General features: G+C 46.2%; 8 protein-coding genes and 1 rRNA gene. 1 reads left to right on the plus strand and 8 read right to left on the minus strand.

What is annotated here, in order from left to right; all coding sequences use genetic code 11:
• Positions 1-15 precede the first annotated feature (15 nt).
• From AC58UX_RS31500 to AC58UX_RS31530, 7 genes are all read right to left on the minus strand, one after another.
• Complete coding sequence (locus tag AC58UX_RS31500) at positions 16-819, minus strand: PSP1 domain-containing protein (RefSeq protein WP_497260016.1); 804 nt, start codon at positions 817-819, stop codon at positions 16-18.
• Between the two features lies 1 nt (position 820).
• Complete coding sequence (gene holB, locus AC58UX_RS31505; RefSeq protein WP_497260025.1) at positions 821-1,798, minus strand: DNA polymerase III subunit delta'; 978 nt, start codon at positions 1,796-1,798, stop codon at positions 821-823.
• A gap of 17 nt (positions 1,799-1,815) precedes the next feature.
• Positions 1,816-2,262, minus strand: coding sequence for a YaaR family protein (locus tag AC58UX_RS31510; protein WP_497260017.1), 447 nt, complete (start codon positions 2,260-2,262; stop codon positions 1,816-1,818).
• A 33-nt stretch (positions 2,263-2,295) separates the two neighbouring features.
• Positions 2,296-2,625, minus strand: a complete 330-nt coding sequence (gene darA / locus AC58UX_RS31515; protein WP_056618038.1) for a cyclic di-AMP receptor DarA — start codon at positions 2,623-2,625, stop codon at positions 2,296-2,298.
• A gap of 45 nt (positions 2,626-2,670) precedes the next feature.
• Positions 2,671-3,327, minus strand: coding sequence for a dTMP kinase (gene tmk, locus AC58UX_RS31520; protein ID WP_497260018.1), 657 nt, complete (start codon positions 3,325-3,327; stop codon positions 2,671-2,673).
• 21 nt (positions 3,328-3,348) lie between these two features.
• The gene (locus tag AC58UX_RS31525) at positions 3,349-4,893 is read right to left on the minus strand and encodes an aminotransferase class I/II-fold pyridoxal phosphate-dependent enzyme (protein ID WP_497260019.1); all 1,545 of its coding nucleotides are present in this window, start codon (positions 4,891-4,893) and stop codon (positions 3,349-3,351) included.
• Between the two features lie 76 nt (positions 4,894-4,969).
• A complete protein-coding gene (locus AC58UX_RS31530) occupies positions 4,970-5,170 on the minus strand; it encodes a sigma factor G inhibitor Gin (protein WP_497260020.1) in 201 nt (66 codons plus the stop codon).
• A gap of 134 nt (positions 5,171-5,304) precedes the next feature.
• Between AC58UX_RS31530 and AC58UX_RS31535 the strand changes: the two genes are divergently transcribed.
• Positions 5,305-5,832: a hypothetical protein gene (locus AC58UX_RS31535; RefSeq protein ID WP_497260021.1), complete on the plus strand. Its 528-nt coding sequence runs from the start codon at positions 5,305-5,307 to the stop codon at positions 5,830-5,832.
• A 142-nt stretch (positions 5,833-5,974) separates the two neighbouring features.
• On the opposite strand, the gene rrf is transcribed toward AC58UX_RS31535, so the two are convergent.
• Positions 5,975-6,084: ribosomal RNA gene (rrf, locus tag AC58UX_RS31540) — 5S ribosomal RNA — on the minus strand; the annotation flags it as partial.

Raw genomic sequence — 6,084 nt, forward strand, 5'->3', positions numbered from 1 at the left:
TGGATCCTCGATCTTCTACTCTTGTTCAACAACATCATCGAATGGTAGATCCAGTGCTTTCCCAAGATCAAACAATTGAACCTTTGCCGTACGTTCTTTAATATTCAGACCCAGTACTTTCCCACTGCCAAATGAGGTGATCACTAGACGACCAACCGTCGGCAGCGAATCTTTGGCACTTTCATAGTTATCATGTTCATATTTCAAGCAGCACATTAATCTTCCGCATAACCCCGATATTTTAGTCGGATTCAGGGACAGATTCTGATCTTTGGCCATTTTAATCGACACTGGCTCGAAATCACCTAAGAAGGAAGAACAACATAGAATTCGCCCACACGGACCTATGCCGCCCAACATCTTCGCTTCATCGCGCACGCCAATTTGACGCAGCTCAATTCTTGTCCGAAAAATACTCGCCAAGTCCTTCACAAGCTCACGGAAATCGACACGTCCTTCAGCCGTAAAATAAAAAATAATTTTATTGCGGTCAAAGGTATACTCTACGTCCACAAGCTTCATCTTAAGACTATGGTCTTTAATTTTATCGTGACACGTTTGGAAAGCGTCCTTGGCTGCTTTTTTATTCTCTTCAACCAACTCTGCATCCGTATCATCCGCAATGCGAATAACCTTTTTTAGCGGGAGAACGACATCATTCTCTTTCACTGTCTTTTTGCCCACTACAACCTTGCCGTATTCGACACCGCGAGCGGTCTCAACAATTACGGCGCTTTCACTTTCGATCGGTAAATCAATGGGATCAAAATAATATATTTTACCCGCTTTCTTAAAGCGGACGCCAACCACTGAGTACATCTTACACCCCCTGCATCTCCACGAGCATTTTCTCTATAACCAGCTGAGAATTGGCGTTGGAACGCAGTCGTTTTTGTAAATCTACGGCTTGCTCCATCATACGCACCCAGACTGAGACATCTCGACTTAACGCGAGGGAGCTCATCCAGTCTAGCTGGTCATTATATACAAGCTTGTCTCTGCGCTCAAGACGCAACTGCACCATATCTTTAAACCAGAGGATCAATAGATCGAACAACGTCGGTACATGATCCGCAAGTTCTGTTTTCACAATTCGCTGTTGTACTGTAATCATAGAAGTAGGGAAACGTGTGAGCGTCTCCTTCGCTAATTGTAACATTACGGTTCTCATTTCTGCAAACCAATTTGCTGCAATTAAATCTCTAGCCGCTTGCAAGCCTGCCGTTACATGCGCTGCAGGCCCTACTAACGCCGCTGGAAGTCCTTCTTCCAGTAGAGCTAGCATCATTTGTTCACGTGCCATTGGCGTAAATTGGATCCACTGTGCCCGCGATTGAATCGTTGGCAGCAATGCGTTCCCGTTCTCTGTAATCAGAATCGCTACAACTCGAGAGTTCGGCTCCTCTAGAAATTTCAACAAGCTATTCGCAGCTTGTACCGTCATCTTCTCAGCCTGATTGAGTACATATATTTTCGTTCCGGACGCCGTTGCCCGGTAGGCAAACTCCTTTTGAAGCTCCCGAATCTGCTCAATCTTGATTGAAGCGCCTTCAGGGGCGACCATATGGAGGTCTGGATGATTGCCATGCTCGACCTTCCGGCATTCTAAACATTCGCCGCATGCATCGTCCGTCCCGTTCTGACAATAGATCGCCTTGGCGAGAGCTATAGCCATCTCGGAACGGCCCGTCCCTATAGGACCGCTAAAAATATACGCATGCGAAAGTCGATCTTGACGCAGCCCGTTCTGCAGAAGCCGTTTCGCTGCTGCTTGTCCCGGTATCGCTTGGAAGGACATTGATTTTCGCTCCATCCCTAAAATAACAAGTTAATCAGCATGCCTCGGATTTCTCCGATTTTATGCAAAATCTCGATCCGCCCCTGCTCGCTCTCCAATAATTCATCGGCTAACGAGAGGAGCTCTCGATCGATTTCTTCTAAAAGCTTATATCGCTTCGAACGGCCGCGACGATCCCAGCCCTTCGTATCTCTTAAATTAACTCCGCGACGAGCGGTTTCCTCAAGAAATTGACGGATCAGCAGCTTGTATTGCAACAGCTCTCTTACTGTCATGCCTCTCGACAAACGATCGCCTTGAAGCGTGATTTGCTGCACCATTTTAGCAAGCTGCTCACTCGTATACTTCTCATCGTGCTGCTGCATGATGTCAGAGAAGTTCCGAGGCGCCATCTGCGGCGGAGGGACATTCTCGTTCACTTTTATATTCTTGCCGATGGGCTGCAGCCCCGGATTAATTTTCAAGACGCATCCATCCTTGTGTAGTTCTGAATATGGTTAGAAATGCTCGAATCGCTCGACTGGCAATACGAAAACGGCAGCTCCACCCACTTGTACTTCCACTGGGAATGGAATGTACGAATCTGTCGTTCCTCCCATTGGAGAAACGGGTGTTACCAACTGTTCACGTATCTTACAATTAGCTCGAATCACCTGCATCACCTCTTGCACACGGTCATCTTCCGTACCAATCATAAAGGTTGTATTCCCCGCACGCAAAAATCCACCGGTACTTGCCAGCTTCGTGGCTCTGAACCCTTCCTTAATTAAAGCGTTAGAGAGACGGTTACTGTCTTTATCCTGAACAACGGCTACGACTAGTTTCATGGGTGATGCCTCCTTATATTATAAACTAAGAATTGGTTTTCCGCCTTAGACGGAAATATGTTCCTCAAGCAATTGTTTGCAATCCCGCCAAATATCTGCGGCTATTAGCTCTACGTTACGATTCGCATCAATAACTAGAACGCGATCTGGATTGTCTGAAGCAATTTGGTGGAAGCCCGTTCGTACTCTGCTGTGGTAATCGACATTTTTCTGCTCAATGCGATCCAACTGCTGTGTAAACTCAGTAGCACCTGCTCGCTGGTTTAAGCGCTCCAAGCTTACTTCTACAGGGACGTCCATGATATACGTTCTAGTGGCCTGCAGCCCTGAGCTGGCATATTTCGAAATTTGCTTCACCGTCTCAATATCGACACCAAGACCATATGACTGATAAGCCACGCTGGCATCAATAAATCGATCACAGAGAACGATTCGACCAGCTCTAAGCGCTGGAAGTATAAGCTCGTGAACGTGCTGCGCACGTGATGCCGCGTACAGCAGTACCTCGGCTTGATCCACCATCTCCTCGTTGACAGGATCGAGAATGATACTGCGAATTTTATCGCTGATTGCAGTACCTCCAGGCTCTCTTGTCACGAGTACATCATGTCCCAAATTTTGCAGTTCCTGCGCGACTTTCTTAAGCTGTGTTGTTTTTCCGGCGCCGTCCGGCCCTTCAAACGTAATAAATATTCCGCTCACTTGCTCCTCCTGCTTACTGCCTCACGAAGTTTCTTCGTGATCTGTGTATATAGTTAATTTGTGCGTCTGTCCAAAATGGGTTCCTTGGAACCTAATACCCTGACTAGCTAAAAATACGAGTGCCTCAGCCACAGAAGCCGTTATCACTTCACCAGGATACAAATAAGGGATACCCGGCGGATAAGGAATAACCATATCCCCTGAACGCTTCCCAATGGCTTCCTCATAATGAACCTCTCTGGTCGCGGCTTGTTGCACGACACTACGGTCAAAGCCTATTGGCGAGGAGATGGGTGCGTAGGTGGGTAATTTAATTATATTCGAGATGGGCGCCTGAAGTTCCTGCTTTTGGTTCGTGATGTCCAAACAAATGTTACGCAAAACTTGGACAACCCGAAGCATATCCGCTCTAGTGTTCGCAGGGGAAAACACTAATAAAACTATATAACCATCCGTCATCTCTACGTAACAGCCTTCTGTTTCTAGTCTGTCTTTGAGCTCTGCTCCCGTCAACCTATGCGCGGGGTCATAAACAGCTATTTTAAAAGGGTCCGCAGTTGCGATGGCTTTGCCACCGCTATGCTGGCCGGTTTCTCGTGGAAAGCAACGTAAAACGGGCAGCTTGTCTAACTCGGCTCTGAACTCTTTCATGATGCCCAGCCCTTGTTCCAACCAGGCTTGTCCTTCGGTATGCATTCGCTTTCTCGCTAAATCCAAGGAAGCCATAATTGGATAGGATGGACTTGAGCTCTGAAGAATCGCCAACAAGTGTCGAATGGCATTACGATTGATTCTAGGGCCTTGCACATGCAGCATAGCGCCCATCGTCATCGCGGTTAACATCTTATGCGTAGATTGTACGACGACGTCAGCGCCTTGAGATAAGGCTGAAGCTGGCACCTCTTCGTGGAAGCCGAAATGCGCACCGTGGGCTTCATCCACAAGTAGGAGCTTTCCTTTCTCATGCAGCACGTCTGCAAAAGTCTTCAAGGGAACTGTGATTCCATAATAATTCGGATTCGTTATAAATAACGCCTTCGCATTCGGATATTGCTCTAATGCTTGTTTCACGTCATCGATATGTAAGCCTGTTGCTATTCCTACTTCTGAATCGATTTGTGGTGCTAGAAATACCGCTCTTGCGCCCGCCAACATGATCCCATGGATCACTGATTTATGTACATTCCTTTGAACGAGAATGATATCATCCTTTTGACAGACAGCTCCAATCATCGCCAAATTACCAACCGTACTCCCGCCAATGAGAAAATACGTCTCCTCCGCGCCAAAGCACTCTGCCGCTAGCTGCTCCGCCTCTAAAATAACACCTTCCGGATGATGCAAATCATCCAGACCTATTATTTCTGTATAATCAATGGACATCACCGATTGTAAAAAGCTCTTTCCCTCATCTAAAAGCCCTTGGCCCGATTTATGTCCTGGTACATGTAAACTTACCGATTTCTTCGCGTGATGGGCTACCATAGCCTCATATAGAGGCGCTCGGGCCTTGTACGAATGTTCACTGCACAAACGGATCCAACTCCCCAGCCCGTGAGCTTTCATTTTTCGATTTACCCTTATATAGTAGTGGATTACAGACAAAAAAACAAAAAAAGCTTCTGTAAAAGAAGCTCATCTCTTAATTCATATACTGCTTTGAATTTCCCATGTAAAATGCCTTGCTCATCTGACTCACGAAAAATGAGTATTTCTGATCCGAAACGTTCGTTTTGACGATCTCCTTACTACATTCATCACATATGAATGCCGTCACAATATGAATCCCGCCAATCCGCTGCTGCTCACAAATCATACATATCCCAAACCGGTTCTCCTCCATATGATCACCCCACGATCTTTTATGACTAGTATGTCCGATTCTCGATTCTCCTAAACTAGTTAAACCCTCATAATTTGGAAGGAAGATGCCGATAATACCTTCATACTACGTACCGCAGCGCGGAGGTCTGTCACATGTCAATCAAACAAGAATCTAATTTATCCAAACAATCTACGATATATAGCTATACCTTGATGAGACGTTTTTATCATTCCTTATATAAAATAGTGCTCTATTACACTTCACTTATTCTGATAGTTTTCTATAAATTTGATCCCTCTAACTGGCTTCCACTGTTAGTCAGCTATCCACTCGTGCTCATGTTTCATACCGTGCTGATTCGTGCTTATTTCCACTTCAGCATTGGAATGGCGATGCGCGGTTGGTCCTATCGCTGGGGCATCTTCTGGTCAGGCTTCTTGCCTGATGGACATGCTTCCGTTCGGCTCGTGACCAAAGTACAGCTTCACTTGTTCTTCATCGGCCTAGCGTTGATCCTCATCCTGTATCCGTGGATACCTGGTACTTGGCTGCGCCATCTAACAATCTTTCACTGCTGGATGCTTGTGCCGCGGCTTTGGATGCTGTTTCGATTCCAGCCTTACCGTAAATCCGGCTTAGTGAAAATATCGAGCAAGGAAACGTCTTGTTACCTGCAATAAAATGATGCTTTTCCCCTTGCTGTAATGAGCTGTACTAAAACTCACCTTTTAAGAGTTTGTACAGCTTATTTTAATCAAAGAAGCTGTAATACATACAAAAAAGAGCCTTACCTGGATTTCTCCAAGTAAGGCTCTTTCAATTGCTTGGCAACGTTCTACTCTCCCAGAACCCTGCGGTTCAAGTACCATCGACGCTGGAGGGCTTAACGGTCGTGTTCGAGATGGGAACGCGTGGGTCCCCTCCGCCATCAT

This window comes from Paenibacillus sp. J22P90 (assembly GCF_059692195.1).

What these genes read in the sequence shown, in the direction of transcription:
- AC58UX_RS31500 (WP_497260016.1), bottom strand. Translation starts at nt 819, where the DNA reads ATGTACTCAGTGGTTGGCGTCCGCTTTAAGAAAGCGGGTAAAATATAT.
- holB (WP_497260025.1), bottom strand. Translation starts at nt 1,798, where the DNA reads ATGTCCTTCCAAGCGATACCGGGACAAGCAGCAGCGAAACGGCTTCTG.
- darA (WP_056618038.1), bottom strand. Translation starts at nt 2,625, where the DNA reads ATGAAACTAGTCGTAGCCGTTGTTCAGGATAAAGACAGTAACCGTCTC.
- AC58UX_RS31525 (WP_497260019.1), bottom strand. Translation starts at nt 4,893, where the DNA reads ATGAAAGCTCACGGGCTGGGGAGTTGGATCCGTTTGTGCAGTGAACAT.
- AC58UX_RS31530 (WP_497260020.1), bottom strand. Translation starts at nt 5,170, where the DNA reads ATGGAGGAGAACCGGTTTGGGATATGTATGATTTGTGAGCAGCAGCGG.
- AC58UX_RS31535 (WP_497260021.1), top strand. Translation starts at nt 5,305, where the DNA reads ATGTCAATCAAACAAGAATCTAATTTATCCAAACAATCTACGATATAT.